At 73.0% G+C, this 24358-nt stretch carries 23 protein-coding genes and 1 pseudogene; 5 read left to right on the top strand and 19 right to left on the bottom strand.

Annotated elements, in window-relative coordinates:
* Positions 1 to 33: 33 nt before the first annotated feature.
* Positions 34 to 963: a 3-oxoacyl-[acyl-carrier-protein] synthase III C-terminal domain-containing protein gene (locus ACZ7MX_RS10055; protein WP_472131060.1), complete on the bottom strand. Its 930-nt coding sequence runs from the start codon at positions 961 to 963 to the stop codon at positions 34 to 36.
* Between the two features lie 819 nt (positions 964 to 1782).
* On the opposite strand from ACZ7MX_RS10055, the gene ACZ7MX_RS10050 reads away from it, so the two are divergent.
* The gene (locus ACZ7MX_RS10050; RefSeq protein WP_472131058.1) at positions 1783 to 2610 is read left to right on the top strand and encodes an AfsR/SARP family transcriptional regulator; all 828 of its coding nucleotides are present in this window, start codon (positions 1783 to 1785) and stop codon (positions 2608 to 2610) included.
* Here the strand turns inward: ACZ7MX_RS10050 and ACZ7MX_RS10045 are convergent.
* The 7 genes from ACZ7MX_RS10045 to ACZ7MX_RS10015 form a co-directional block, all read right to left on the bottom strand.
* Positions 2605 to 3408, bottom strand: coding sequence for a 4'-phosphopantetheinyl transferase family protein (locus ACZ7MX_RS10045; protein WP_472131056.1), 804 nt, complete (start codon positions 3406 to 3408; stop codon positions 2605 to 2607). The two genes, ACZ7MX_RS10050 and ACZ7MX_RS10045, sit on opposite strands and share 6 nt — an antisense overlap.
* 8 nt (positions 3409 to 3416) lie before the next feature.
* A complete protein-coding gene (locus ACZ7MX_RS10040; RefSeq protein ID WP_472131054.1) occupies positions 3417 to 4379 on the bottom strand; it encodes an ATP-binding cassette domain-containing protein in 963 nt (320 codons plus the stop codon).
* A gap of 4 nt (positions 4380 to 4383) precedes the next feature.
* On the bottom strand, positions 4384 to 4590 hold the full coding sequence (locus ACZ7MX_RS10035) for an MbtH family protein (RefSeq protein WP_472131052.1): 207 nt from the start codon (positions 4588 to 4590) through the stop codon (positions 4384 to 4386).
* Positions 4591 to 4639: 49 nt separating this feature from the next.
* Positions 4640 to 6070 (bottom strand): hypothetical protein, encoded by a 1431-nt coding sequence (locus tag ACZ7MX_RS10030; RefSeq protein ID WP_472131050.1) that lies wholly within the window; start codon positions 6068 to 6070, stop codon positions 4640 to 4642.
* A gap of 80 nt (positions 6071 to 6150) precedes the next feature.
* Positions 6151 to 7461, bottom strand: coding sequence for a sensor histidine kinase (locus ACZ7MX_RS10025; protein WP_472131048.1), 1311 nt, complete (start codon positions 7459 to 7461; stop codon positions 6151 to 6153).
* Positions 7462 to 7609: 148 nt separating this feature from the next.
* Positions 7610 to 9007, bottom strand: coding sequence for a uracil-xanthine permease family protein (locus ACZ7MX_RS10020; RefSeq protein WP_472131046.1), 1398 nt, complete (start codon positions 9005 to 9007; stop codon positions 7610 to 7612).
* Positions 9008 to 9226: 219 nt separating this feature from the next.
* Entirely contained in the window at positions 9227 to 9691 is a 465-nt protein-coding gene (locus tag ACZ7MX_RS10015) for a phospholipase (RefSeq protein ID WP_472131044.1), read from the bottom strand.
* A 197-nt stretch (positions 9692 to 9888) separates the two neighbouring features.
* Between ACZ7MX_RS10015 and ACZ7MX_RS10010 the strand changes: the two genes are divergently transcribed.
* Both ACZ7MX_RS10010 and ACZ7MX_RS10005 read left to right on the top strand, forming a co-directional pair.
* Entirely contained in the window at positions 9889 to 10620 is a 732-nt protein-coding gene (locus tag ACZ7MX_RS10010; protein ID WP_472131042.1) for a DUF5995 family protein, read from the top strand.
* 133 nt (positions 10621 to 10753) lie between these two features.
* Positions 10754 to 11684: pseudogene (locus ACZ7MX_RS10005) on the top strand (LLM class F420-dependent oxidoreductase).
* Positions 11685 to 11735: 51 nt separating this feature from the next.
* On the opposite strand, the gene ACZ7MX_RS10000 reads toward ACZ7MX_RS10005, so the two are convergent.
* The 3 genes from ACZ7MX_RS10000 to ACZ7MX_RS09990 all read right to left on the bottom strand — a co-directional run bounded on the left by ACZ7MX_RS10000 (position 11736) and on the right by ACZ7MX_RS09990 (position 15368).
* Positions 11736 to 13427, bottom strand: coding sequence for a flavin monoamine oxidase family protein (locus ACZ7MX_RS10000; RefSeq protein WP_472131040.1), 1692 nt, complete (start codon positions 13425 to 13427; stop codon positions 11736 to 11738).
* 62 nt (positions 13428 to 13489) lie between these two features.
* The gene (locus ACZ7MX_RS09995) at positions 13490 to 14287 is read right to left on the bottom strand and encodes a carbon-nitrogen hydrolase family protein (protein ID WP_472131038.1); all 798 of its coding nucleotides are present in this window, start codon (positions 14285 to 14287) and stop codon (positions 13490 to 13492) included.
* Between the two features lie 142 nt (positions 14288 to 14429).
* Positions 14430 to 15368 (bottom strand): LysR family transcriptional regulator, encoded by a 939-nt coding sequence (locus ACZ7MX_RS09990; protein WP_472131036.1) that lies wholly within the window; start codon positions 15366 to 15368, stop codon positions 14430 to 14432.
* Positions 15369 to 15422: 54 nt separating this feature from the next.
* Here ACZ7MX_RS09990 and ACZ7MX_RS09985 point away from each other — a divergent pair, with 54 nt between their 5' ends.
* Both ACZ7MX_RS09985 and ACZ7MX_RS09980 read left to right on the top strand, forming a co-directional pair.
* Entirely contained in the window at positions 15423 to 15755 is a 333-nt protein-coding gene (locus ACZ7MX_RS09985) for a hypothetical protein (RefSeq protein ID WP_472131034.1), read from the top strand.
* Positions 15734 to 16168, top strand: a complete 435-nt coding sequence (locus ACZ7MX_RS09980) for a hypothetical protein (protein ID WP_472131032.1) — start codon at positions 15734 to 15736, stop codon at positions 16166 to 16168. Before ACZ7MX_RS09985 ends, ACZ7MX_RS09980 begins: the two co-directional genes overlap by 22 nt.
* Here the strand turns inward: ACZ7MX_RS09980 and ACZ7MX_RS09975 are convergent.
* The 8 genes from ACZ7MX_RS09975 to ACZ7MX_RS09940 all read right to left on the bottom strand — a co-directional run bounded on the left by ACZ7MX_RS09975 (position 16165) and on the right by ACZ7MX_RS09940 (position 24193).
* Positions 16165 to 16620, bottom strand: coding sequence for an Lrp/AsnC family transcriptional regulator (locus ACZ7MX_RS09975; RefSeq protein WP_030412031.1), 456 nt, complete (start codon positions 16618 to 16620; stop codon positions 16165 to 16167). The genes ACZ7MX_RS09980 and ACZ7MX_RS09975 overlap by 4 nt on opposite strands.
* Before the next feature lie 10 nt (positions 16621 to 16630).
* Positions 16631 to 18112 carry an amino acid permease gene (locus tag ACZ7MX_RS09970; RefSeq protein ID WP_472131030.1) on the bottom strand — a complete coding sequence of 494 codons (1482 nt, stop codon included), beginning with the start codon at positions 18110 to 18112 and terminating at the stop codon, positions 16631 to 16633.
* Positions 18113 to 18448: 336 nt separating this feature from the next.
* Positions 18449 to 19912, bottom strand: coding sequence for a GuaB1 family IMP dehydrogenase-related protein (locus ACZ7MX_RS09965; protein ID WP_310725668.1), 1464 nt, complete (start codon positions 19910 to 19912; stop codon positions 18449 to 18451).
* 109 nt (positions 19913 to 20021) lie between these two features.
* Positions 20022 to 20474: a barstar family protein gene (locus tag ACZ7MX_RS09960; RefSeq protein WP_472131028.1), complete on the bottom strand. Its 453-nt coding sequence runs from the start codon at positions 20472 to 20474 to the stop codon at positions 20022 to 20024.
* Positions 20471 to 20671 (bottom strand): hypothetical protein, encoded by a 201-nt coding sequence (locus ACZ7MX_RS09955; RefSeq protein WP_472131026.1) that lies wholly within the window; start codon positions 20669 to 20671, stop codon positions 20471 to 20473. The genes ACZ7MX_RS09960 and ACZ7MX_RS09955 overlap by 4 nt, the downstream gene beginning before the upstream one ends.
* Positions 20672 to 20747: 76 nt before the next feature.
* Positions 20748 to 21764: a sugar-binding transcriptional regulator gene (locus tag ACZ7MX_RS09950; protein WP_030799885.1), complete on the bottom strand. Its 1017-nt coding sequence runs from the start codon at positions 21762 to 21764 to the stop codon at positions 20748 to 20750.
* Positions 21765 to 21984: 220 nt separating this feature from the next.
* Positions 21985 to 22668: a ribulose-phosphate 3-epimerase gene (gene rpe, locus ACZ7MX_RS09945; RefSeq protein ID WP_472131024.1), complete on the bottom strand. Its 684-nt coding sequence runs from the start codon at positions 22666 to 22668 to the stop codon at positions 21985 to 21987.
* Positions 22669 to 22756: 88 nt separating this feature from the next.
* Positions 22757 to 24193 carry an RsmB/NOP family class I SAM-dependent RNA methyltransferase gene (locus tag ACZ7MX_RS09940; protein WP_472131022.1) on the bottom strand — a complete coding sequence of 479 codons (1437 nt, stop codon included), beginning with the start codon at positions 24191 to 24193 and terminating at the stop codon, positions 22757 to 22759.
* Between the last annotated feature and the right edge of the window lie 165 nt (positions 24194 to 24358).

The raw sequence follows: 24358 nt of genomic DNA, 5'->3' as shown, positions 1-24358 counted from the left end.
CGCATCTCCGTCCTCCCCGTACACCCGGGGTGCTCAGTGCTCCACGACCATCGCGGCGAAGCACGCCCCGAGCCCGACGGCCACCATCAGGTAGTGGTCACCGGGGCGGAGCCTGCCCAGCTCGCAGGCCGTGACGTAGTTGACGAACGGGTCGGCCCCGAAGCAGTGCCCGGTGCGCGGGACGTTGTCCAGGAGCACCCGTTCGGTGCGGGTGCCCAGCCGGTCCGCGAGCCTCGTCCACGCGACCCGGTTCACGTTGTGCGGCAGCACCAGGGCGATCCCGTCCATGGTCAGCCCGGCGACGCCGACCGCCTCGTCGATGACCTCGGTGAGGACGTCGGCGTACATCCCGCGGAAGGCCCGGGCCGCCTCCGGCGTCATCACCATCTTCGGATGGCCGGTGGACACGGTCCGGGTGGCGAAGCCGCGGACCCGGTCCCTGGTCCCGGACGCCGCCACCAGTACGGCGGCGGTCGCCTCTCCGGTGGGGCCCACGCCGGGCACGAACTGGGTCTCCCGGGTCGGCGCCTTCTCCCCGGTCAGGATCAGCGCGAGCGCCTCGGGGTCGCCCTCCTCCGCAAGCAGCGTCCCCGCGACCTCCACCGCCAGCAGGCCGGAGGCGCAGGCGTGCTCGGTCAACGCGAAGGTGCGGGCGTGCCGCAGCCCGGCCTCGCGCCGTATCTCCTGGAGCACGCTGTGCGGATACGGCGACGGCGCACGCAAGGTCCTGGCGCGTATCAGGAAACGCACCCGCTCTTCCGCACCCCGCAGCGACGGCAGTTTCTCCAGGGCGGAGAGGAGCAACTCCTTCTCCGGGACCTCCTCGTCCCAGCAGATCCGGGAAAGTCCGAACCCCCGGATGTAGCGGCGCAGTTCCGCGTCCGAGAGTCCCAGGTCGTGCTGACGCTCCGCGAGGGAAACCGGTGACGGCCAGTGCGTGGATACCTCTGCTATTGAGGTCACAGCCCGCCGACTCCTTTCGAGCCCGACTGTCCCCGAATTGGGTGCGGGGAACGGGCCCCAAAGTAATCGCGCCGATTGACGAGGCACTGACTGGGCACTGACCGCGCCGATCAACGGCCGGTGGTATTCCCCGGGTGAGCATCCGGCATCCAGGCCGTGCACCGGCCCATTTCGAGCCATCACGCGTCTTTTCTCTCCGCGCGACGAGGAAAGGCCGCGGCCAAGGAGAATCCACCCTTCCGCAACCTCCCCGCCGTACGGGGCGCCGGCGCCCTCGCCCGGGCCCGTACGGGTCCGCCGCCCCGCGCCTTCCCCGGGCCCGGCCGGACCGGTCCGGCCCGGCACCCCGGGCGGCGCCCGGCCCCGGAATTTTCCGTAAGGGGAAGGCAAAAGCACCTCTCGCGCGATATCACTGACCAGTACGGCGTGTGTTAGCTTGGCGTGGCCGAAAAGCATGGACCCACGCTCAGCACGTAGTACGCGCACGGTGATGGTCAGCAGCTCAGGCCCAGGGGGGACCAGCTCATGCAGCAATGCCGGACCGTTGTCCAGTGGGGAATCTCCCGGAGGCTCGCTCGTTCGCGAGCCTGACCTCATCGCCCCTCGCACGGAATTCTCCCGTCCGTTTTTCCGGGGGAAGTAGTGGTTCTTGGTCGCATGCCCACGCATGCGCCGTTCTGCACCCGCAACGACCAGGCGGGATCACGCGTTTGCGCCCGTCCGGCGACGCCGAAGTGAGTACAGGGGAAGACGCCGAATGCCGAGTACAGGGAGCAGGCGCCGAACGCTGACCACCGGGAGAAGAAGAATGGAAGACAGATGGCTCCGCACATCCTGAACGGGGACAACATGGACACGGGCGAGGTGTCGGTCGGATTACTGGGCCCCTTACAAGTCGCCCATCGGGGGAAGTCCTACGGCGTCGGGCCCAACCGTGCCCGGGCCCTGCTCGCCGTGCTCGCCCTCTCCGCCGGAGAGGTCGTCTCCATCGACTTCCTCATCGACGAACTCCTCACCGACCGGCCCTGGAAGAACCCGAAGAACGCGCTGCAGGCCGGGGTCCACCGCCTGCGCGACGCTCTGGAACGGATCACCGGGACGCCGGGCACCCTGATGGTGCGCACCTCGGCCAACGGCTACCTGCTGGACGTCCCGCCGGCCCGGGTCGACGCCCACCGGTTCGACACGCTCGCCGCGCAGGGGGCGGCCCTGCTCCCGCACGCGCCCGACGAGGCCGTCGCCGTACTGGAGCAGGCGCTCGCCCTGTGGCGCGGGGACGCGCTGCTGGACGTACTGGGCGGCCTGCGCTGCCAGAACCAGATGAGCCGGCTGGCCAGCCAGCGCCTGAGCACCCTTGAGGACCTCTACGAGGCCAAGCTGGTCGGCGGCGGCTACCGCGTGGTGAACGGGCTGGAGCAACTCGCCCTGGAACACCCCGAACGCGAGCGGCTGACCGAGCTGCTGATGGTCGCGCTCTACCGTTCCGGGCGGCAGCAGGAGGCCCTCGCCACCTTCCAGCGGGTCCGCTCCTGGCTGCAGGACGAACTCGGCGTCGAACCGGGCCGGAAACTGCGGAGCCTGCAACGGGCGATCCTCACCCAGGACGTGGCCATCGACGCGCGTCTGCCCCAGACGTCGGCGTCATGATGTCGCGTCAGAATCTTTGCAATTCAAGGGAGTTGACGGTCGGCTGACGCCAGGCGTCGTCAGGGAGGCGGCCGGCGTACGCCCGACCGCCTCCCGGCCGTCGTCGAGAGGGTGCTCCAGGAACCGCTCCTCGACCCGCACCGAGCGGCCGCGCACCGCCAGCGCCCCGGCGTACCCGGGGCCCGGCTCCAGGTCGAACAGGGCGAACGGCCCGGCGGCGTACGGTCCCCGCCACTCCACCAGCGCCGCGGGACGGCCCGGGCCGGAGACGGTGATGTCGCGCTTGGGCACGACGATGCCCAGCCCGACCGCCTTCAGCAGGGCCTCCTTCCGCGTCCAGTACACCGCGTAGGCCACGTTCCGCCGGTGGTCGGGAAGCGCCTGGAACGCGCGGAACTCGTCCTCGGCCAGCACCCGCGGGGCCAGCCGCCGCACGGACCGGGCGGGGACCCGCTCGACGTCCACCCCCGGCTCCGGGCCCTCGGTGACGGCGAGTACCACCCGGCCGCCGGCATGGGCGAGCGAGAAGCGCACCCCGGCACCGGGCACGAACGGCTTGCCGTGCGGACCGCCGCAGTGCCGGCACCGCCGGTGCAACACCACCCGTTGCGGCGGCGTCCCGGTGAGCCGGCCGATCACCGTCCTGATCAGCGCCCGTCCGGTCGTCAGACGGGCCCGGTCCGCCGCCCGGTGCAGCCGTTCGCGGCGGGCCCGCTCGTCCGCGTCGAGCAGGGCCCGGGCAGCCGGATCGTCGACGGCCGGGGACCACCACACCCGGCACACGGGGGCTTCCGCCACGGCCCCGGTCACCCCTGCCCGTCGACGGCCTGCCGGCCGGTCAGGCCGAGGAACACGTCGTCCAGCGAGGGCCGCCGCCGCGCGAAGTCGGCCACCTCGATCCCGGCCTCGTGGAGCGCGGACGCGGCGGCGGCGATCCCGGCGAGTCCGTCGTCGAGCTGCCATCCGAGTACGCCGCGCTGTGCGTCCTCCGTCAGTTCGCCGGTCACCACGGTGCGCAGGGTCCGGCGTGCCGCGGCCAGGCCCGCGGCGTCGGCGAGGGTGATCTCCAGCCGCTCCTGCCCGACCTTGCGCTTGAGCGCGTCCGCGGTGCCCTCGGCCACCACCACGCCGTCCGCGATCACCGAGATGTGGTCGGCCAGTTGGTCGGCCTCCTCCAGGTACTGCGTGGTCAGCAGGACGGTGACGCCCTGCGCCACGAGTTCCCTGATCACGTCCCACAGCGCGATCCGGCTGGCCGGGTCGAGGCCGGTGCTGGGTTCGTCGAGGAAGATGACCTCGGGCGAGCCCACCAGGGTGCTGGCCAGGTCCAGGCGCCGGCGCATCCCGCCGGAGTAGGTGCTGAGCGGCCGTCCGGCCGCCGCGCCCAGACCGAAGCGTTCCAGCAGTTCCCCGGCCCGGGCCCGGGCGTCCCGGCGGCCCATCCCGAGCAGCCGCCCGAGCAGCGTCAGGTTCTCCCAGCCGGTCAACTGCTCGTCGACCGCGGCGTACTGGCCCGACAGTCCGATCCGGCGCCGCACCTGCCGGGCCTCGCCCGCCACGTCGTACCCGGCGACCCGCACGGTGCCGGCGTCGTGCCGCACGAGGGTGCTGAGCACGCGCACGGTGGTGGTCTTCCCCGCGCCGTTGGGACCGAGCAGTCCCAGTACGCTGCCGGCCGGCACCCGCAGGTCCACGCCGCGCAGCACCTCGACGCCCTGGTAGCTCTTGCGCAGTCCCTCGACCTCGATGGCCGCCGTCGCGTCCGGCACGTCGTCAGGCTCCCCGGGAACCGAGACGGGCGGGGTCCAGGTCCGTCCAGTGCTCCTCGACGTAACCGGCGGCCTCCTGCCGGGTCACCGAGGAGAGCACCGGCCGCCAGCCCTCGGGGACCTCGGCGAACGCCGGCCAGAAGCTGTGCTGGTTCTCGTCGTTGACCAGCACGTGGAAGGTTCCTTCTGTGTCGTCGAACGGGTTACTCATGGGCCGCCCCTCGTCCTCTCGCCTGCCGGCGTGGTCCTGCTCACTATGCTCAAGCGCGCTGACGCGGGACTGACGAACGGCTGAGCACGGCCGTCGGCCCGCCCACCGGGTACTCGGGCCGGGTCCGTCCGGAGAGCAGCCGGTCGGGGCGCGGTGCGGCGGACCGGCCCGTGATCCGCCCGAGGAAGCCCGCCGGGCCGCTGCCCGACTCCCCGCAGTCCCCGTACGTCCCGCGCCAGGCGCACCAGGCGGGCAGGGCGACCACGCCGACGAGCAGTTCGACGGCGACGGCGGAGACCGCGGCCACCACGGCCGCCGACCGCAACCCGGCCATCGGCCCGGCAGCCGGGAGCCAGCCGGCCGCCACCACTACGGCGGCCACCGCGGCGAGCGGCAACCCGGCGCGGCAGCAGCCGTCCTGGGCGGCGGCGCCGGCCGGCATGCCCAGCCGCCGGTTCTCCCGGATCCGTCCCGTCGCCCGGACGTACCGGGGCAGGACGAGCGCCGACAGCACCAGCCAGGCGGCCACCGGTGCGCCCGCCGGCGGGCCCTGGCCGGCCGGCGGGCCGCCGAGCACCGCCCACGTCACGGAGATCACCAGGGCCTGGGACAGGACGACCAGCGGACCGAGCACCCAGGACCGCAGGGCGAGCGCCGCGCCGGCCGCGGTGAGGACCAGCAGGACCGCTCCCTGGGCCGACCACGGCCACGGCGCACCGGAGGCCACGTGGGCCGATGCCCCGGCGAGGAGGGCGAGCAGCCCGGCGGTGAGGACGAGGCCGGCCGCCGCACGGTCCGTCACCCGGCCGAGCACCGCCCGGTGCAGCCGGGACGCCCGGGAGGACTCCGCCCGGCGGGGCGCGCGGCGCGGAGCGGTGCGGCGGCACCGGTCGCCGAGCACGAGCGCGGCGGGCACCGCGACGGTCGCCGTCACCGCCGCCACCACGGCCACCACCGCCGCCCCGAGCGCGACCGAGGGCAGTGCCGGGACCCCGGTCACCGCGAGCCCGGCCGCGGTCAGCAGCAGCAGGCCGGCGCTGCGCACCACGGCCCGCCCGGAGGTGCCGGCCACGAGGGTGAGCGCCGCGGCGGGACGGTACCCGCGCGTGCTCTCCTGGCGGTAGCGGCGCACGTGGGCGGGGAGCAGGTCCAGGCCCAGCACCAGGCCCACCATGGCCACCGCCGCGGCGGCCGGGGCGGTGCCCGGCGTCACCAGAGCGCCGAGCGCCGCCAGCCCCCCGCCCCAGGCGAGCGTCGCCAGGTGCCGCAGGCGCGCCCCGCAGGCCGTGGCGAGGGCACCGGTGACCAGTGCCAGCAGCGCCGCCGGGGGCCCGAACCGGCCGGCCACGCCGAACGACCGGACCACGGTGCCGAAGAAGACCGCCAGACCGACGACGACCAGCCAGCCGCGGACCGCCCGTTCCGGATCGCCGACGGCCCACCGTGCCGTACGGACGACTCCCCACCGAGGTAACGCCATCTGCATGCCACCCTTCTCCCTCGGGCCGGCGGGGAGCACCCCCCGCGGTACGCAGGGGCTGCTCCCCGTGGCTCGATGTGTCACCTCGTCGCCGCTCGGTCGTCGGCCGGGTCGGCGAGGTCGCAGGGGATCTCGAAGGCCACCGTGGTGGGGCCGCCGTCGGGGCTGGTGATCGCGAGGGGCCCGTCGAAGACCGCCAGCCGGCGTTCGACCCCCTTCAGACCGTTGCCCTTCTTCAGGTCGGCCCCTCCCGCGCCGTTGTCGTGCACCGCGACGCGCAGCGCACCGTCGGCGTGCCGGATGTCGACGTGCGCCTCGCGGGCCCCCGCGTGCTTGGTGACGTTGGCGAGGAGTTCGGCGATGGAGAAGTACGCGGCGGACTCGACCGGCTCCGGCAGCCGCCCCGGCAGGGAACCGGTGACCTGGATCTTCAGCGGGATGCCGAGGGCGAGGGTGCGGACCGCGTCGACCAGGCCGCGGTCGGCGAGCACCGGCGGGTGGACGCCGTTGACCAGGTCCCTGATCTCGTTGAGCGTCTTGGTGGAGTCCTGCTTGGCCGCCAGGAGCAGGGCGCGCGCCGCCTGCGGGTTCTCCTCCAGCAGGGACTCGGCCGCCGAGAGCGTCATGCCGAGGGCGACCAGCCGCACCTGCGCTCCGTCGTGCAGGTCCCGCTCGATGCGGCGGATCTCCCCGGCCTGCATGCGCATCGCGTCCGACCGTGAGTGCGTCAGGTGGTCGACGCGGGCCGATAACACGGTCCGGGAGGTCCCCAGTACGGCACGCACCCAGCGGCCGTGCAGCGGCAGCATCAGCCGGGGCAGGTAGCGCAGCGAGACCACGATCTCCACGACGCCCAGGGCGGCCGCCCCGATCGCCGCGGGCAGGCTCGCGACCGGCAGGAAGAGGAACCAGGTGTTGTCCCAACTCTCCACCACCGGCTGCCAGATGAACGGCAGGATCAGCCCGAACAGCCCGTGCACCAGGGCCACCGCGGGCAGCAGCGCCAGAACCGGTCCGATGCAGGGGTTGACCAGCAGCCAGAGCAGATCACGCCAGGTGGCCGGATCGCCGATCATCCGGTGCACCCGGCGCAGACCCGGCAGCCGGGCCTGACCGGGCGGTTCGGGCGCGTACGGCTCGGGCACCCGCACCCCGGTCCACCCCAGCGCGAGCCTGCGCTGGAGCCGCGCGTCGGCGCGCACGGTGTCCAGCGCCCCGGGCAGCAGCGGGACCCCGACGCCGACGCAGGCCAGGGCGACCACGAGGGTCACCCAGACCAGGAGCAGGACCTCGGCCAGCGCCAGTCCGCTCAGCACCACGCCTCGCCATAACAGGGCGGCGGATCCGCCCCAGCCGGGCCTGAGGCCCACCTCGGCACCATGCTCGTTCATCGTCGCCTCGTTTCCTGTCAGCGGAAGGTGGATCAAGCATCCCCCGAGGCACACCGCGGACACAGGGGAGCTAACTCCCCTCTTTCGGGCCCGGTTCCGGTGCCGGACCTCCGTGCGGCACCCGACGGCCCGGTACGGCCCCGGACCTTTACGGCGCCTCTTCGTCGTTCCGGTCGGCGGATCCGTCGTAGCCGCTGGTCCCCGCGTCGAGGAGCGGCATCCGGCGCTGGCCGGCGGCCCGGGAGAGCCAGCGCAGGGAGTGGTAGCCGGTCAGCACGATGAGCGTCCCGAGGGCGATGCCGCTGAGTTCGAAGTGCGGCGTGAACTTCAGCGAGACGCCTCCGACGGCGATGATGATGCCGGCCGCCGCGGGGATGAGGTTCAGCGGCACGGTGAAGTCCACCCCGTTCCGGATCCAGATCTGGGCACCCAGCAGGCCGATCATGCCGTAGAGGATGACCGTGATGCCGCCCAGCACCCCACCGGGGATCGCGGCCACCATCGCACCGAACTTCGGGCACAGGCCGAACAGCACCGCGAAGGCCGCCGCGGCGGAGTAGGCGGCGGTGGAGTAGACCCGGGTGGCCGCCATCACGCCGATGTTCTCGGCGTACGTCGTGGTGGCGGGGCCACCGACCGCGGTGGAGAGGACGGTGGCCGTGCCGTCGGCGACGATGGCCATTCCCATCTTGTCCTCAAGGGGGTCGCCGGTCATTTCCCCGACCGCCTTGACGTGTCCGGCGTTCTCCGCGACCAGCGCCACCAGGACGGGCAGCGCCACGAGAATTGCGGAGGCCGAGAAGTTCGGGGCGTGGAAAGTCGGAAGTCCGATCCAATCGGCCTTCTCCACACCGGAGAAGTCGATGCGCCAATGGTCGGTGATCTTCCCCGCCCCATTGGCCGAATGAATCATTCCCGCGGTGCGGTCGAGAACCCAGGACAGGACGTATCCGAAAACCAGGCCCAGGAAAATGGCGATACGCGACCAGAACCCGCGCAGGACAACGAGGGCGAGACCAGTGAACAACATGGTCGCCAGGGCCGTCCATTGGTCCTGCGGCCAATAGACGGACGCCGTCACCGGGGCGAGATTGAAGCCGATGAGCATCACGACCGCGCCGGTCACCACGGGCGGAAGAACCGCGTGGATCACCCGGGCGCCGAGGAGGTGAATGACGATCCCGCAGCCCGCCAGAGTGGCACCGACCACGAGCATCGCACCCGTCAGCGTGCCGGCATTCCCGCCCTGACCGGCGATCACGGCGGACACCCCGACGAAGGAGAGCGACGACCCCAGGTAGCTGGGAATGCGTCCGCGGGTCATCACCAGGAACAGCACCGTGGCCACGCCCGAGGCCATCAGGGCGAGGCTGGGGTCCAGGCCCATGAGCACGGGGGCGACGAAACACGCGCCGATCATCGACACGACGTGCTGGGCGCCGAGCGCGAGGGTGCGGCCCCACGTCAGGCGCTCGCCGGGCCGGACCACCTCCCCCGGATTCAGGTGCCGCCCGTCCCCATGAAGCTTCCACCCGAAGCCGGCCATGATCACTCTCCACTTCCGCGACGCCCTGCACGTCACAGAGCCGAGGTGATTCAAGTCGAACGACTGCGTCAGGACAAACCGCGCCGACGCCCCGGCCGCCGCTGCCGTGCGCGGGCACGCCGCCGGACGGGGGACCTCGTCGTACGGCCAGGACCGGGGGAAGGACACCCCCGGGAGCTGCGCTCCGCCGTACCACGAGGTCCCCGGGCGCCCCGGGCCTCAGTGGCCGTACTTCTTGACCGCCTGGTAGTACGTCCAGGCCAGGGCCTTGCAGGAGGCTTTGCGGGCACCCGAGTAGCCGCCGCAGACCCGCTTCAGGTCCTCGTACAGCGCCTTGTCCAGCCGGGCCTTGTTCGCCTTGAAGGTGCCCAACTGCTTGTAGTTGCGATAGCCGAAGTCATGGCGCGCACAGCGGAGGTGGAAGGGAAAGCCGAGGGGGTTGTCCGGCGACTTCGAGCAGTAATCGGTGTTCCAGTTGAAGCGGTACGCGGCCCATTTCGACCGGTGGTCCCGGGCGGCGGCCCACTGGGTGTAGCTGGCCGCGCCGGTCTGGGTCCAGTTCGACAGCACCCGCGGTTTGTCGGCGGGGACGGCCTGGGCGGCCGGGGCGGGAGCGGCTGCGGTCAGCAGCGCCGCTATGGCCAGGAGCGGGGCGGTGAGTGCGGGGATATGTCTTCGGGACATGCGCCAACCTCCGGAATTCTGCACCACGTTCACCGCGGTGCTTCCTGGAACGCGAAAGGACAGGGGTTTCTCAAAGGCCGTTGCCGCTCTTGTGGCTCTCCGGAGAGCCACAAGAGGGCGCGCCGATTATTACCCCGTTCCGGTCAACGCCGCCCGGGAAACGCGGATTTCACCGAGGCAGCTGTCACGCTGGGCGGATGACGACTATTCAGGAATCCGGCGAACCGGGTCGGATCGGCACCGCGGCGCCCCGTCAGGAGCCGCCCGGCGACGTGGCCGGGGTGCTGGCGCGGATGCGGGCGCTGGACGCGGCGCTGCCCGCCGGGGACGGGGTGGCGGTCTTCAACGGCGTGTACCTGACCGTCACCGAGGCGGTGGCGCGACGCCTCGGTGACGGGGCCTTCCGGGACCCGGCGGCCGCCGGGGAGCTGGACGTCCGGTTCGCCCGGCGCTATTTCGCCGCGGTGGACGCCGCGGCCGCCGGGCTGCGGCCGCCGGCCTGCTGGCGCCCGCTGTTCCAGCTGCGCCGCCACCCCGGCGTGCACCCGCTGCAGTTCGCACTGGCCGGGATCAATGCGCACATCGGCCACGACCTCGCGCTCGCCGTGCTGGACACCTGCCGGGCGCTGCGCTGCGAACCGGCGGCGCTGGAGGGCGACTTCGACCGGGTGGGCGGGGTGCTGACGAGCCTGGAGGAGCGGATCCGCGAGCAGCTGATGCCCGGCCCCGATCTGCTCGACATCGCCGATCCGCTGACCCATCTGATCGGTTCCTGGAGCCTGGACAAGGCCCGGGACGGCGCCTGGGTGGCGGCCCGGGCCCTGTGGAGCGTGCGCCGGCTGCCGGAGGTGACGGAGGAGTTCACCGAGCGGCTGGACGCCGGCGTCGGCCTGGTGGGCCGGATGCTGCTGACCCCGCTGCCCGGCTGAGCCCGCCCGCTGCCCGCCGTAGGTCCCGCGGCGCGAACTCCCTTGCCACATCGGTAAGTTGAAGGGGGCACGAACAAGGGAACGGCACCGACGCGACACCTGACACCCCCACCGGCACCAAGGAGTGCGCCGCATGGCCATCCGACTCGGTCTGAGCCTTCCCCAGATGCGGCAGTACGACATCGGACGGGACGTTCCCGACGTGGCCCGGGCCGCGGAGGAGACCGGCTATCAGAGCCTGTGGGTCTTCGAGCGGATCCTGTTCCCGGAGCCCGCCACCCAGGGCCTCTACGGCATCCCGGGGCTGCCCTGGCCCGATCAGTACCGCTCGGTCGCCGACCCGCTGGTGACGCTGGCACTGGCCGCGGGCGCCACCCGGCGGGCCCGGCTGGGCACGAGCGTGCTGGTCGCCCCGCTGCACGTGCCGTTCCAGCTGGCCCGCCAGCTGGCCTCGCTGGACGCGGCGAGCGGCGGCCGGGTGGTCGCGGGCCTGGGTACCGGCTGGTCGCTGGACGAGTACGCGGCCGCCGCGGTCGCCCCGTTCGCACGGCGCGGGCAGGTCCTCGACGAGCTGATCGACGTCTGCCGCGCGGTGTGGGGCCCGGACCCGGTGGCGTACGCGGGGGAGCTGACCACCCTCGCCCCGTCCGAGGTCGGGCCCAAGCCGACGGGGCCGCTGCCGATCCTGCTGCCCGCCAACAGCCCGCGGGCGCTGCGCCGGCTGGTGGACCGGGCGGACGGCTGGATGCCGGTCGGCACGGGTGCGGAGCAGCTCGCCGCGCAGTGGAAGCGGCTGCAGGAGGTGGCCGCCGAACGGGGCCGCGAGGAGCCGGTGCAGAGCGTGCTGCGGGTGAACACCGCGCACACCGGCGCTCCGTACGAGGGCCCGGACCGCCGGCCGTTCCAGGGCAGCGTGGCGCAGATCGTCGAGGATCTCGCCGCGCACGCCGCGGTGGGCGTGGAGGAGATCCTGATCGATCTGCAGGGGCCACGCCCGGGACGCCGAGGAGCTCAAGGACCTCGCGGCGGAGGTGTACACGGCGGCGCGGGCGGCCGGGGTCTGACCGGCCGCCCGCGCGGGCTCGTGGGGGGCTCCCGGTGGGAGGTACCGGGGGTCAGTCCTCCGGCAGTTCGACCGGGGCGATCTCGTCGTACACGTCGCCCGGGCCCGGGTTGGTGGCGTCCGTCGAGCCGCCGAGGTGGTGCATCACGCCCCACACCGCGTTCAGCGCGGTCTGGACGGCGCCCTCGGCCCAGCCGGCGGTCCAGGAGATGTCGTCGCCGGCGAGGAAGATGCCGCGCTTGTCCTCGGGGAGGCGGTCCTGCATGAAGTGGGTGAACAGCCGCCGCTGGTAGCGGTAGTGGCCGGGCAGGTTGGCCTTGAACGCGCCCATGAAGTAGGGCTCGTTCTCCCAGGAGACGGTGACCGGGTTGCCGATGATGTGCTTCCGGATGTCGACCTTCGGGTAGATCTCGCCGAGCGACTTCAGCATGACCTCCATCCGCTCGTTGGCGTCCAGCGGCAGCCACTTGAGGCTGTCGTCGCACCAGGTGTACGAGAGGCAGATGACGGCCGGCTGGTCGGGGCCGTTGTCCAGCAGGTAGGTCCCACGGGTCATCCGGTCGGTCAGCGTCATGGACATCACGTCGCGGCCGGTCTCCTCGTCCTTGTCCAGCCAGAACGGCCGGTCGACGGGGACGAAGAGCTTGGACGACTCCATGTAGTGGGTGCGCTCGATCGCCGTCCAGTGGTCGATCGGGAACAGCTCGTCGTCACAGGCGATCTTGGACAGCAGCATCCACGACTGGGCGGTGAAGACGACCGCCTTGTAGGAGCGGATGTCGCCGGAGGCGTCGGTGACGGTGACGCGGTTGCCGGCGGTGCGGTGCAGCCGGGTCACGGCCGGGCGGGGCGTGCCGTCGTGCAGGCTGGACAGCGAGGTGCCCGGCGCCCAGTGCACGATCTTGGCCGGCTCGCGCTCCCACAGGCGCAGCGGCAGCTGCTGGGAGCCGCCGACGATGCCGCGGTGGTGGTCGTCGGCCTCGGTGTAGACGACGCGCAGGATCTCCAGGATGGAGTTCGGGAAGTCGGTGTCCCAGCCACCGGTGCCGAAGCCGACCTGGCCGAAGATCTCGCGGTGGCGGAAGGACTTGAAGGCGTCGGAGTCGCAGAGGAAGCCGTAGAAGGTCTGGTTGTCCAGCTTCTCGACGAGCTTCGCCCAGATCTCGCGGATGCGCGGTACGTCGCGCTCGCGCATGGCCTGGTTCATGTCGGAGAAGTCGGCGCCCTCGTCCAGGCACTTGTTCCAGGCGGCGGCGACGTCCCGGTAGACCTGCGGCAGGTCGTCGACCGTCTCGGCGTAGTGCGACTCGCCCTTGAGGTCGACGACGGTCGACGGGGTCGACTCGGCGAGCGGGTTGGGGAACGGCTTGGTCGTCAGGCCCACCATGTCGATGTAGTGCTGCAGCGCCGTCGAGGACGGCGGGAAGCGCATCGCGCCCAGCTCGCAGTTGAGGCTCTCCTCGCAGCCGTCGAAGCCGACGGTGCGCAGCCGGCCGCCGATCTGGTCCGCCTCGTACACGACGGGCTTGAGGCCCATCTTCATCAGCTCGTAGGCGGTGATGATGCCGGAGAGGCCGCCGCCGATGATCGCGACCTCGGTGCCGTGCTCGGTCGCCGGTATCTGGCCGAGGCCCGCCGGGTGGGCGAGGAAGTCGTCGTACGCGTACGGGAAGTCCGGGCCGAACATGGTGATCGGCGGCTGCGCTTCGGTGTGCGGGACGGCGGGGGGCACCGTGGACGTCATGGGGTACGGACTCCTTGCGGGGAAAGCTGAAGGCGGGGCGGGGCGGGGCGGTGGGGGGAGGGTCAGAGGAGGGACCCGTAGAGCTCCGGGCGGCGGTCGCTCAGGTAGGGGTTGGTCTCGCGGGAGGCGGCGAGGAAGGCCGGGTCGACGGCGGCACAGACCAGCTCCTCGCCGCGCCCTGCGCGGGCCCGGGGGACGCCGTCCGGGCCGACGAGCGTGGAGAGCCCGACGAACTCGAACTCCCCTTCCGGACCGGTGCGGTTGACGTACGCGATGTACATCTGGTTCTCGAAGGCGCGGACCGGGACCAGCGATTCCGCGACGAACTGGAACGGGTGCATCTGCGCGGTGGGCACCAGCAGCAGGTCGGTGCCGGCCAGCGCGTGCGCCCGGACGTTCTCCGGGAACTCCACGTCGTAGCAGATCATCAGGCCGACGCGGAGGCCACCGAGCTCGGCCTGGACGACCGGCCGGTCGCCCGGCGTGAACCACTCGCGTTCGAAGCAGCCGAAGAGGTGGGTCTTGCGGTACGTGGCGAGGCGCTCGCCCCGGGCGTCGATCAGCTGGACCGCGTTGTAGACCGTGTCGCCGTCCCGCTCGGGGAAGCCGTAGGCGATCGCCAGGCCGTGATCCGCGGCGATCCGGGCGACGGCGTCCGCGGACGGGCCGTCGGCGGCCTCGGCGAGCCCTGGCACGTCCGCGCCGATGGCGTAGCCGGTGAGGAACATCTCGGGCGCGGCGAGCAGTCCGGCGCCCTGCGCGGCGGCCGCGCGGGCCGCGTCCTCGAGCACCCGCAGATTGTGGGCGACATCGCCGGGCCGGCCCGAACTCTGGAGCAGGGCGGTGTGCAGCGATGTCATGGGACCCCTCGGCGAACGGTTCGGGCGGGACGCAATGACGGTACGGGCCGGTGACGATTCCGGACAAGGCGCCACCGTTGCGCGCGGCCGGACGATTCATTGCGCGTTCAAGCGCCTCCGCGGCGATTCGTTGCGCGGGTGGTCATCGGGCCTCCGGCGGGGGTCCGGCGGCGATCGTTTCCCCGACCACCCGGCGGACGACTCCGCGCAGCCAGACATGGCCGGCGTCCGCCTCCTGGCGGGGGTGCCAGGCCATCGCCATGCTCATGGAGGGCAGGTCGAGCGGGATGGGCAGGGTGCGCAGGCCCAGGGCGCGGACCGTCGAGGCGGCGATCACCTCATTGGCGAAACCGACCGCGTCGGTGTCGCGGACCATCATCAGCGAGGCGGCGAAGGTGGGAACGGTGGCGATCACCTTGCGGCGCAGTCCGAGGGCGGCCAGCGCGGTGTCGATGGGGCCGGTGAGCCGGCCGCGGCGGGTGAAGTTGAGGTGCGGCGCGGCGGCGTAGCGGCGGGCGGTGAGCCGGCCCTCGGTGAGCGGGTGGCCGTCGCGGACCACCGCGACCCCGCGGTCGGTGAACAATTCCTCGGAACGGATCTCCGGCTCGGTGCTGTCGATCACCCCGAGTTCCAGGTCGGCGGCGCCGTCCCGGAGCAGCGGCAGGTCGACGTGGCTCTCGCCGAGGAAGCGCAGCACGACCTGCGGGGCCTCCTCGGCGACCCGGGCGACCAGGCGCGGGCCGACGGCGGTGACGAGGAGGTCGTTGGCGCTGATGGTGAAGGCCCGGGCCAGCTGTGCCGGGTCGGCGGGGGCGGCGGGGGCGAGCACGCCGTGCGCGGCGTCCACCAGCCGGCGCACCTCGGCCCTGATCTCCAGGGCGCGCGGGGTGGGGACCATGTGGCGGCCGGCGCGGACCAGGACGGGGTCGCCGAGGGTGCGGCGGATCCGGCCGAGGGCGCGGCTCATGGCCGGCCCGGAGAGCCCGAGGCGGTCGGCGGCCGCGGTCACGCTCTCTTCTTCGAGCAGTGCGTCGAGGGCCGTCAGCAGGTTGAGGTCGATGTTTGCGTTTCGCGCAATCATGGAGTGCACACCTTGCATTTGAGGTTAATCCACGGCGACCCTAGCGTCCCGCCCATGACCTCGACCCTGTCTGAGTCCTCTTCCTCGGATGCGCTCCGCAGACCCGCGGCCGGCCCCGGCCGGCGGCGTGCGGTGACGGCCGCGATGTGCGTCTGCGTGCTGGTCGCGCAGTCGCTGGTGGCCGCGATGAACCTCGCGATCCCCCGGATGGCGGCGAGCGGACTGCATCCGTCCGCCGCCCAGCTGCTGTGGATCGTCGACATCTACGTCCTGGTCTTCGCGGGGCTGCTGATCCCCGCCGGTGCGCTGGGCGACCGCTGCGGCCGCAAGGGCGCTGGGCGCACCGGGCCGGTGAGGCCACGGCGGTGGGTGCGGGGCTGGGGCTGATCGCGGTGGGCCTGCTGCTGATGTCCACCGCCGATGCCGGCACGCCGTATCCGCTGTACCTGGTGTACCTGCTGGTGATGTCGGTGGGTGCGGGGCTGACGATGCCGACGCTGTCGCATGCGATCGTGGCGTCGGTGCCGGCCCACCGGTCGGGCATGGGCTCCGGACTCCAGGGCGCCGCACGGGAGTTGGGGGCGGCGCTGGGGATCGCCGTGGTGGGGACCGTGCTGTCGGTGCGGTTCGCCGCGGGCACCGGGCACGGCGCGGCGGTGACCACCGCGTTCACCGAGGCCACCGCGCTGGGGTACCGGATCGCGGCGGGCGTGGTGCTGGTGGCCGGGACCGCCACGGTGGCCGGCCTGCGGACCCGCGCACGCTCCGGGCACCCCGGCGCCCGACCTCCGAGAGGCTAGCGGGGCGCGCCCGAGCCGTACCGGCGGAGCAGCGGGGAGAGCACCAGCACGGACTTGGTCCGTTCCACGAACGGCTCGCCCGCGATCCGCTCCAGGACCCGCTCGAAGTGCCGCATGTCGGACGCGAAGACCTGGACCAGGGCGTCCGCCTCACCGGTGACGGTGGAGGCGGACGCCACTTCCGGGTAGCGCGACAGGCCGCGGTGGATCGCCTCGGGCGAGGTGTTCCGGCGGCAGTAGATCTCGATGAACCCTTCGGTCTCCCAGCCGAGCGCGGCCGGGTCCACCCGTACGGTGAAGCCGGTGATCGCACCGTCGGCCCGCAGCCGGTCCACCCGGCGCTTGACGGCCGGGGCGGAGAGCCCGACCTCCTGGCCGATGTCGGCATAGCTGCGGCGGGCGTCCTCGGCGAGGGCGTGGACGATGCGTTCGTCGAGATCGTTCAGTCGCACTGCGGGTGGATCACTTCTCTGACGTGGCCAATCGGGAGCGGCGCAAGCCGTAACCGAAGTAGACCACAAGGCCCACGACCATCCAGACACCGAAGACCACCCAGGTCACCGCCTCCAGGCTGTACATCATCCAGAGGCAGAGCAGGAAGCCGATCGCCGGGAACAGCGGGGAGAGCGGCGTACGGAAGGTGCGCTTCATCTCCGGGCGGGTCCGGCGCAGCACGATCACCGCCACGTTGACCAGCGCGAACGCGAACAGCGTGCCGATGCTGGTGGCGTCGGCCAGCTGGCCGAGCGGCACCGCGGCGGCCAGGATGCCGCAGAACAGCGAGACGATCACGGTGTTGACCCGCGGCACCCCGCTCTTGGCGTGCACCTTGGCGAACGTCTTGGGCACCAGGCCGTCGCGGGACATCGCGAAGAGGATGCGGGTCTGGCCGTAGAGCACGGTCAGCACGACGCTGGCGATGGCGATGACCGCGCCGAACGCGAGCAGCACGGCCCACCAGCTCTGCCCGGTGACCGACTTCATGATCCCGGCCAGCGCGGCCTCGGAGCCCTTGAACTTCTGCCACGGCATGGCGCCCACGGCGATCGCCGCGACCAGGCAGTACAGCGCGGTGACGATCACCAGCGACAGCATGATCGCGCGGGGCAGGTCGCGCTGCGGGTTCTTGGCCTCCTCGCCGGCGGTGGAGGCGGCGTCGAAGCCGATGTACGAGAAGAACAGGGTGGCGCCCGCGGCGCTCACACCGGCCATGCCCATCGGCATGAAGTTGGCGTAGTTGCCGGACTTGATGCCCTGGAAGGCGACGCCGCAGAACAGCAGCAGCGCGGCGATCTTGACCAGCACCATGATGGTGTTGGCCCGGGCGCTCTCCTTGGCGCCGCCCAGCAGGAACGCCATGGCCAGCAGCACCACCAGCAGCGCCGGCAGGTTGAAGTAGCCGCCGTCGCCGGGCGGCTGGGACAGCGCGTCGGGGAGGGTGAAGCCGAACGTGCCGGCGAGCAGCTCGTTGAGGTACTGGCCCCAGCCCACCGCGACGGCCGCGACCGAGACGCCGTACTCCAGGATCAGGCACCAGCCGCAGACCCAGGCGACCAGCTCGCCGAGGGTGGCGTAGGCGTAGGAGTACGAGGAACCGGAGACCGGGATGGTGCCGGCCAGCTCGGCGTAGGACAGCGCCGAGAACAGCGCGGTGACGCCGGCGATCACGAACGAGATGATGACCGCGGGGCCGGCGGCCGGCACCGCGTTGCCGAGCACCACGAAGATGCCGGTGCCGAGGGTGGCGCCGATGCTGATCATGGTCAGCTGCCAGACGCCCATCGAACGGCGGAGCTCACCGCCCTGCCCCTGCCCGCCCTCGGCGACCAGCCGCTCGACCGGCTTGCGCCGCATCAGCCGGGTGCCGAGGCCGCCGGGGCCGCCGGGAGAGGGCGGCCGGGTGTCGCTGGCCCCTACGGGCGGGGCTGCGCCGTGCTCCAACACTGGGGAGGCTCCTTCATCGCTGCCTGTCAGGTGACGGCGACCGACGGCGGTCAGGAAACGGGCATGCGAAAGCACCCCGTGCGGGAGACCGCCGAGCAGGCGGTCTCCGCCACTCCACGTACTGACGCAGACCTTACGGGGCGCCGTTGAGCTGCCGTAATGCAGGTTCCTTGCGCAACCACGGCTGATCGTTGCGCACCGGCGACCCGGACGGTGGATCGTTGCGCCGTTGCGCCAGGAAACCCCGTAAGACCCCGGAAACGCAAACCGGCCCCGCACCGGGTCGGTGCGGGGCCGGTCAGGCGCTCCCCAGGGCCGTGGGCGGCCCGTGACGCGTCAGTTCCAGCTGTCGTGCAGCGGCTTGCCCTCGGCGTAGCCGGCGGCGCTCTGCACGCCGACCACGGCCTTCTCGGCGAACTCCTCCAGGGTGGCCGCGCCCGCGTACGTGCAGGAGCTGCGGACGCCCGCGATGATCGAGTCGATCAGGTCCTCGACGCCCGGCCGGGCCTGGTCGATGAACATCCGGGAGTGCGAGATGCCCTCCTCGAAGAGCGCCTTGCGGGCCCGGTCGTAGGACGACTCCTCGCTCGTCCGGCGCTGCACCGCACGGGCCGAGGCCATGCCGAAGCTCTCCTTGTACGGCCGGCCGTCGGCGGTGTGCTGGAGGTCGCCGGGCGACTCCAGCGTGCCGGCGAACCAGGAGCCGATCATGACGTTGGACGCGCCGGCGGCCAGCGCCATGGCGACGTCGCGGGGGTGCCGGACGCCGCCGTCGGCCCAGACGTGCTTGCCGTACTTCTTCGCCTCGGCGGCGCACTCCAGCACCGCGGAGAACTGCGGCCGGCCGACACCGGTCATCATCCGGGTGGTGCACATCGCGCCGGGCCCGACCCCGACCTTGATGATGTCCGCGCCGGCCTCGATCAGATCGCGCACGCCCTCGGCGGCGACGATGTTGCCCGCCACGATCGGGACCTGCGGGTCCAGCGCCCGGACGGCCTTGATCGCGCTGATCATGCTCTCCTGATGGCCGTGCGCGGTGTCCACGACGAGCGTGTCCACACCGGCCTCCAGCAGCGCCTTGGCCTTGCCGGCCACGTCGCCGTTGATGCCCACCGCGGCCGCGATCCGCAGCTTGCCGTCGGCGTCGGTGGCGGGGGTGTACAGCGTGGCGCGCAGCGCGCCCTTGCGGGTCAGCACGCCGACCAGCATGCCGTCGGCGTCCACCGCGGGCGCGAGCTTGCGGTTGGCGGCGTCGAGGCGGTTGAAGGCCTCCCGCGGGTCGATGTCCGCGTCGAAGACCAGCAGGTCCTTGGTCATGACCTCGGCGACCTGGGTGAAGCGGTCCACCCCGGCCAGGTCGTGCTCGGTGACGATCCCGACCGGGCGGCCGCCCTCGACGACGACGCCCGCGCCGTGCGCCCGCTTGGGCAGCAGCGCCAGGGCGTCCGCGACGGTCGCCACCGGCGACAGCACGATCGGCGTGTCCAGTACCAGATGACGGCGCTTGACCCAGGTCACGACGTCGGTGACGACGTCGATCGGAATGTCCTGCGGGATGACGACCAGGCCACCGCGGCGGGCGACGGTCTCGGCCATCCGGCGGCCGGCGATCGCCGTCATGTTGGCGACCACGAGGGGGATCGTGGTTCCCGTCCCGTCGGGCGTGGCCAGGTCGACGCCCTGGCGGGAGCCCACGGCGGAGCGGCCGGGCACCATGAACACATCGTCGTAGGTCAGGTCGTAGGGCACCGAAGAACTCTCTTCGAGCGCGCCGTTCTTCGGATTCAGGAATCGCATATAGCCCAGGATACGGGCCCTGACCAGGGCTCATACGATTGTCCTAGCCCCCGCTGGGCCATGTGTGCGATCCGCCAAGAGGGCCGCGGAGCAGCCGCCCGGCCCGGCCTCAGGGCGCTTCGCGGCGGCCCCGGCCCCTGGCCAGGACCACCGCGAGCCCGGTGCCGGTGTCGCGCCAGAAGCCCACCGCGTCCGCGAGGACCGACTCCACCACGGCCCAGTCCTCGGGGGCGGCGGCCGCATAGCCGTGCCAGCCCGTGAGGGCCAGCAGCCGGCCGCGGTCGGCCGGGCACCAGGACAGGTCGGTCAGGCAGTCGGCGAGCGCGTCCCAGTTGCGGCCGAACCAGTCGGGCAGCCGCAGCGCGGCCGCGCACCGGTCCATGAAGGCGGCCTTGTCCACGACGCCCGCCAGGTCCAGCGCCGCACCGGTCCAGCCGGCGTCCCGCGCGGCGGCCAGCGCCTCGGCCACCGGCCGGTCGGCGGGCCAGGGCAGTACCCCGGGCGGCGTCCGCCCGTCGAGCACCGCCGCGAGCGGCCGCGGCACGGCCTCCGGCTCCGTCATCGCAGCACCGCCTCGAAGGTCCGGGAAAAGGCCCGCGGGTACGGGAACGGCCCGCCGTCGGCGGTGGCCTGCCGCGCGGCGGCCGAACTCCCGTTGCCGGCCCGGCCGGTGGCACCTCCGGTGAGCACCGGCGGCAGCCCGGCGGGCAGCGCGCCGCGGACGGCGGCGGCGCGGCGCGGGACGGGGCGGATCACCATGGGCCGATGCTGTCACAGGCCCGCCCGGGCCGCCCGCCGATGACCGCCGGGCGGTACGGCCGGCCGGCGGCGGGGCTCACGTCCCGTCGGGGTCCGCCCGGTCCAGCGCGGGGCGCGGCCCGGGACCGGTCTCCAGCAGCAGGTGGTCGGCCGCCGCGGTGTCCGTGACCAGGCTCGTCACGAGCCCGGAGCGCAGCACCGCGCCGATCGCCGCGGCCTTGCGCCGGCCGCCCGCGATGGCCACGACCTCCGGGATGCGGCGCAGCCGGTCCGCCTCGACGGTGATGCACCGCTCGCCCAGGTCCCGGCCGATCCGGCGGCCCTCGGCGTCGAAGAGGTGCGCGGACATCTCGGCGGCCGCGCCCAGCGAGGCGTAGTGCTCGCGCTCCTCCTCGGACAGCATGTCGTAGACCGTGGAGACGCCCGGCTCCCAGGAGCCGATGGAGACGCAGGCGACGGTGACCTTGTCGAAGTAGTCGAAGGCGCGGGCGATGCCGGTCTGCCGGCGCAGCGCCTCGGCGGTCGCCGAGTCGGGCAGCAGCATCGGCGCGTAGATCGGGTGCGCCTCACCCCCGGCGACGTCGGCCGCGCGGCGCACCGCCTCGACCGAGCCGCGGTCGGCGGTGCCCGCGTCGTAGACGCCGGTCAGCTGGACGACCGTGCACGGCGGCAGCCGGTGCAGCGCGGCCGCCATGTGGATGGTCGAACGGCCCCAGGCGAGCCCGAGCACATCGCCTTCGTTGACCAGCTCGCCGAGCAGGTCGGCGGCGACCTCACCGAGGTTCTCGGGGTCGGCGGCATCGTCGGGCGGGGTCTGGCCGCCGAAGGCGGGGGGAGCGTCCGCGGGGGACTCGACGACCACGGCGTGCCGCAGGCCGTAGCGGGCCCGCAGCGCGTCGGAGCGCTCGGCGTCCAGCTCGGAGGGCACCCGGATCTCGATCCGTACGAGATCACGCTCCAGGGCGGTCTCCAGCACCCGGGCGACCTTGAACCGGCTGACGCCGAACTCCTCCGCGATCTGGATCTTCGACTTGCCCTCGAGATAGAAACGGCGGGCCATGGCCGCGGCCTGCACCAGCTCGGCAGGGCCCATTCCGGACTGTGGGCGGCTGGCTACCACGAAATTCTCCCCTTTTGCGCATCTGATCGAGTCTTTGCTCATCCTTTCAGAAACCCGGCGGCAACGGGGACCTTGACCGCCGCGACCGTCGTGAACGCTTGGTGGCGCCACGGACAATTGGCGGCTCGGCCACGCCACGGGACCCTTCCCGTGGCCGGCAACGGCCGTGCCGTCCGCCCCCGTTGGCCGGAATTCAGTGTGCGCAGGCCCAGCCGGCCCCCGCGCTCGCCGCCTCGGCCTTCTCGCGCAGATCCCGCACCGCCTTGGCGGGGTCGTCCGCGCCGTAGACCGCGGAACCGGCCACGAAGACGTCGGCCCCGGCCTCCGCGCACCGCTCGATGGTGGCGTCGGAGACACCACCGTCCACCTGGAGCCACAGTTCGAGGCCGTGCCGGGAGATCAGCTCACGGGTGCGGCGGATCTTGGGCAGCATGATGTCCAGGAACGCCTGGCCGCCGAAGCCGGGCTCCACGGTCATGATCAGCAGCATGTCGAGCTCGGGGAGCAGGTCCTCGTACGGCTCGATGGGGGTGGCCGGCTTGAGCGCCATCGACGCCCGCGCCCCCTTGGCCCGGATCTCCCGCGCCAGCCGCACCGGCGCGGCGGCCGCCTCGGCGTGGAAGGTCACCGACCCGGCCCCGGCCTCGATGTACTGCGGCGCCCAGCGGTCCGGGTCCTCGATCATCAGGTGCAGGTCGAGCGGGGTGTCCGTCGCCCTGCTCAGCGACTCGACGACCGGCACCCCGAGCGTGAGGTTCGGCACGAAGTGGTTGTCCATCACGTCGACGTGCAGCCAGTCGGCGCCCTCGACGGCCTTCGCCTCCTCGGCGAGCCGGGCGAAGTCTGCGGACAGGATGCTGGGGTTGATCAAGGCCATGCCCCCAGTATGGCGCCCCGCTCCCCGGCGGACGGAGGCGGGACGGGTCGGGGCCGGCCCGTCCCCGGCCCGTCCGGTGCGCCCGCCGTCAGCCGGTGCGGCGCAGCAGTGCCAGGTACATCGCGTCGGTGCCGTGCAGATGGGGCCAGAGCTGGACGTCCGGGCCGTCGCCGAGGGCGGGGACGCCGGGCATCAGCGGGCGGGCGTCGACCCATTCGACCGCCACCGCGGGGCCGCCGCGGCCCTTGATGACGTCCTCCACCACGGCCCGGGTCTCGGCCGGGTGCGGTGAGCAGGTCGCATAGCCGACCACGCCGCCCACCCGCACCGCGGCGAGCGCCTGGCGCAGCAGCTCGCGCTGGAGCGGGGCGAAGCCGTCCAGGTCCTCGGGGCGGCGGCGCCAGCGGGCCTCCGGGCGGCGGCGGAGGGCGCCCAGGCCGGTGCACGGGACGTCCATCAGGACCCGGTCGAAGCTGCCGGGGCGCCAGGCCGGGCGGGTGCCGTCGGCGGTGATCACCGCGTACGGGCCGGGGTTGCCGTCCAGGGCCCGGGCGACCAGGCGGGCGCGGTGCGGCTGCTTCTCCGACGCGAGCAGAGCGGCACCGCGCTCGGCGGCCAGCGCGGCCAGCAACGCGGCCTTGCCGCCGGGCCCGGCGCACCCGTCCAGCCAGGCCCGGTCGGGGCCCTCGACGGGCGCGTTCGCCAGTGCCATGGCGACCAGCTGGCTGCCCTCGTCCTGCACGCCGGCGCGGCCCTCGCGCACCGCGTCCAGTGCGCCGGGCTCACCGCCCTCGGCGAGCCGGACCGCGTACGGCGACCAGCGGCCCGGCAGCGCGCCCCGCTCGCCGGCCGCGGCCAGCAGCTCCTCGGCGGTGGCCCGGCCGGGCCGCGCCACCAGCGTCACCTCGGGGCGCTCGTTGTCCGCCTCCAGCAGGTCCTCGATGCCGGCCCGGCCGCCGCCGAGGGCGTCCCACAGCGCCGAGACGATCCAGCGCGGATGCGCGTGCACCAGGCCGAGGTGGTCCTCGGGGTCCTCGTCGTAATCCGGGGCGATCCGCGCCAGCCAGCCGTCCAGGTCGTCGGCCGCGACCTTGCGCAGCACCGCGTTGACGAACTTGGCGCGCCCGTCACCCAGCACCACCCGCGCCAGCTCGACGCTCGCGCTGACCGCGGCGTGGGTGGGGATGCGGGTGCCGAGCAGCTGGTGGGCGCCGAGCGTGAGCACGTCCAGGACCGGCGGGTCGACCTCGCGCAACGGCCGGTCCACGCACTGCGCGAGGATCGCGTCGTACGTGCCCTGCCGCCGCAGCGAGCCGTAGACCAGCTCGGTCGCCAGCGCCGCGTCCCGGGCGTCGAACTCCCCGCCCTCGCGCGCCTTGCGCAGCAGCGGCGGCAGGACGAGGTTCGCGTAGGCGTCCCGCTCGTCGACGGCCCGCAGCGCCTCGAAGGCGAGGATCCTGACCGGGTCCTTCTTCGGGCGGCGATGCGGCTTGCCGGGGCGGTGGCGGGGCTGGGGCTGGCTCACAGAAAAGGTGCTCCGGAGGTACGACATGCGGTCTGGGGGTCCCGGATGAGGGATCCGTCCCAGCCTACGCGGGCCCGGGGCCGCCGCGGTACGCCTGCCTGCGCGGGCCCGGGACCGCGGCGGTACGCCTTCCCCGCGCCTACGCCCTCCGACGCGGTACGCCTG

It is taken from the genome of Streptomyces sp. NPDC107765, assembly GCF_055657085.1.
The sequence above is the reverse complement of the archived record's forward strand: the minus strand, read 5'-3'. Positions and strand labels throughout refer to the sequence as shown.

What these genes read in the sequence shown, in the direction of transcription:
- ACZ7MX_RS09995 (WP_472131038.1), bottom strand. Translation starts at nt 14,287, where the DNA reads ATGACATCGCTGCACACCGCCCTGCTCCAGAGTTCGGGCCGGCCCGGC.
- ACZ7MX_RS10030 (WP_472131050.1), bottom strand. Translation starts at nt 6,070, where the DNA reads ATGGCGTTACCTCGGTGGGGAGTCGTCCGTACGGCACGGTGGGCCGTC.
- ACZ7MX_RS10035 (WP_472131052.1), bottom strand. Translation starts at nt 4,590, where the DNA reads ATGAGTAACCCGTTCGACGACACAGAAGGAACCTTCCACGTGCTGGTC.
- ACZ7MX_RS10015 (WP_472131044.1), bottom strand. Translation starts at nt 9,691, where the DNA reads ATGTCCCGAAGACATATCCCCGCACTCACCGCCCCGCTCCTGGCCATA.
- rpe (WP_472131024.1), bottom strand. Translation starts at nt 22,668, where the DNA reads ATGGCCTTGATCAACCCCAGCATCCTGTCCGCAGACTTCGCCCGGCTC.
- ACZ7MX_RS09985 (WP_472131034.1), top strand. Translation starts at nt 15,423, where the DNA reads ATGACCTCGACCCTGTCTGAGTCCTCTTCCTCGGATGCGCTCCGCAGA.
- ACZ7MX_RS10000 (WP_472131040.1), bottom strand. Translation starts at nt 13,427, where the DNA reads ATGACGTCCACGGTGCCCCCCGCCGTCCCGCACACCGAAGCGCAGCCG.
- ACZ7MX_RS09950 (WP_030799885.1), bottom strand. Translation starts at nt 21,764, where the DNA reads ATGGGCCCTGCCGAGCTGGTGCAGGCCGCGGCCATGGCCCGCCGTTTC.
- ACZ7MX_RS09960 (WP_472131028.1), bottom strand. Translation starts at nt 20,474, where the DNA reads ATGACGGAGCCGGAGGCCGTGCCGCGGCCGCTCGCGGCGGTGCTCGAC.
- ACZ7MX_RS09965 (WP_310725668.1), bottom strand. Translation starts at nt 19,912, where the DNA reads ATGCGATTCCTGAATCCGAAGAACGGCGCGCTCGAAGAGAGTTCTTCG.
- ACZ7MX_RS09990 (WP_472131036.1), bottom strand. Translation starts at nt 15,368, where the DNA reads ATGATTGCGCGAAACGCAAACATCGACCTCAACCTGCTGACGGCCCTC.
- ACZ7MX_RS09955 (WP_472131026.1), bottom strand. Translation starts at nt 20,671, where the DNA reads ATGGTGATCCGCCCCGTCCCGCGCCGCGCCGCCGCCGTCCGCGGCGCG.
- ACZ7MX_RS10020 (WP_472131046.1), bottom strand. Translation starts at nt 9,007, where the DNA reads ATGGCCGGCTTCGGGTGGAAGCTTCATGGGGACGGGCGGCACCTGAAT.
- ACZ7MX_RS10025 (WP_472131048.1), bottom strand. Translation starts at nt 7,461, where the DNA reads ATGAACGAGCATGGTGCCGAGGTGGGCCTCAGGCCCGGCTGGGGCGGA.
- ACZ7MX_RS10010 (WP_472131042.1), top strand. Translation starts at nt 9,889, where the DNA reads ATGACGACTATTCAGGAATCCGGCGAACCGGGTCGGATCGGCACCGCG.
- ACZ7MX_RS10050 (WP_472131058.1), top strand. Translation starts at nt 1,783, where the DNA reads ATGGCTCCGCACATCCTGAACGGGGACAACATGGACACGGGCGAGGTG.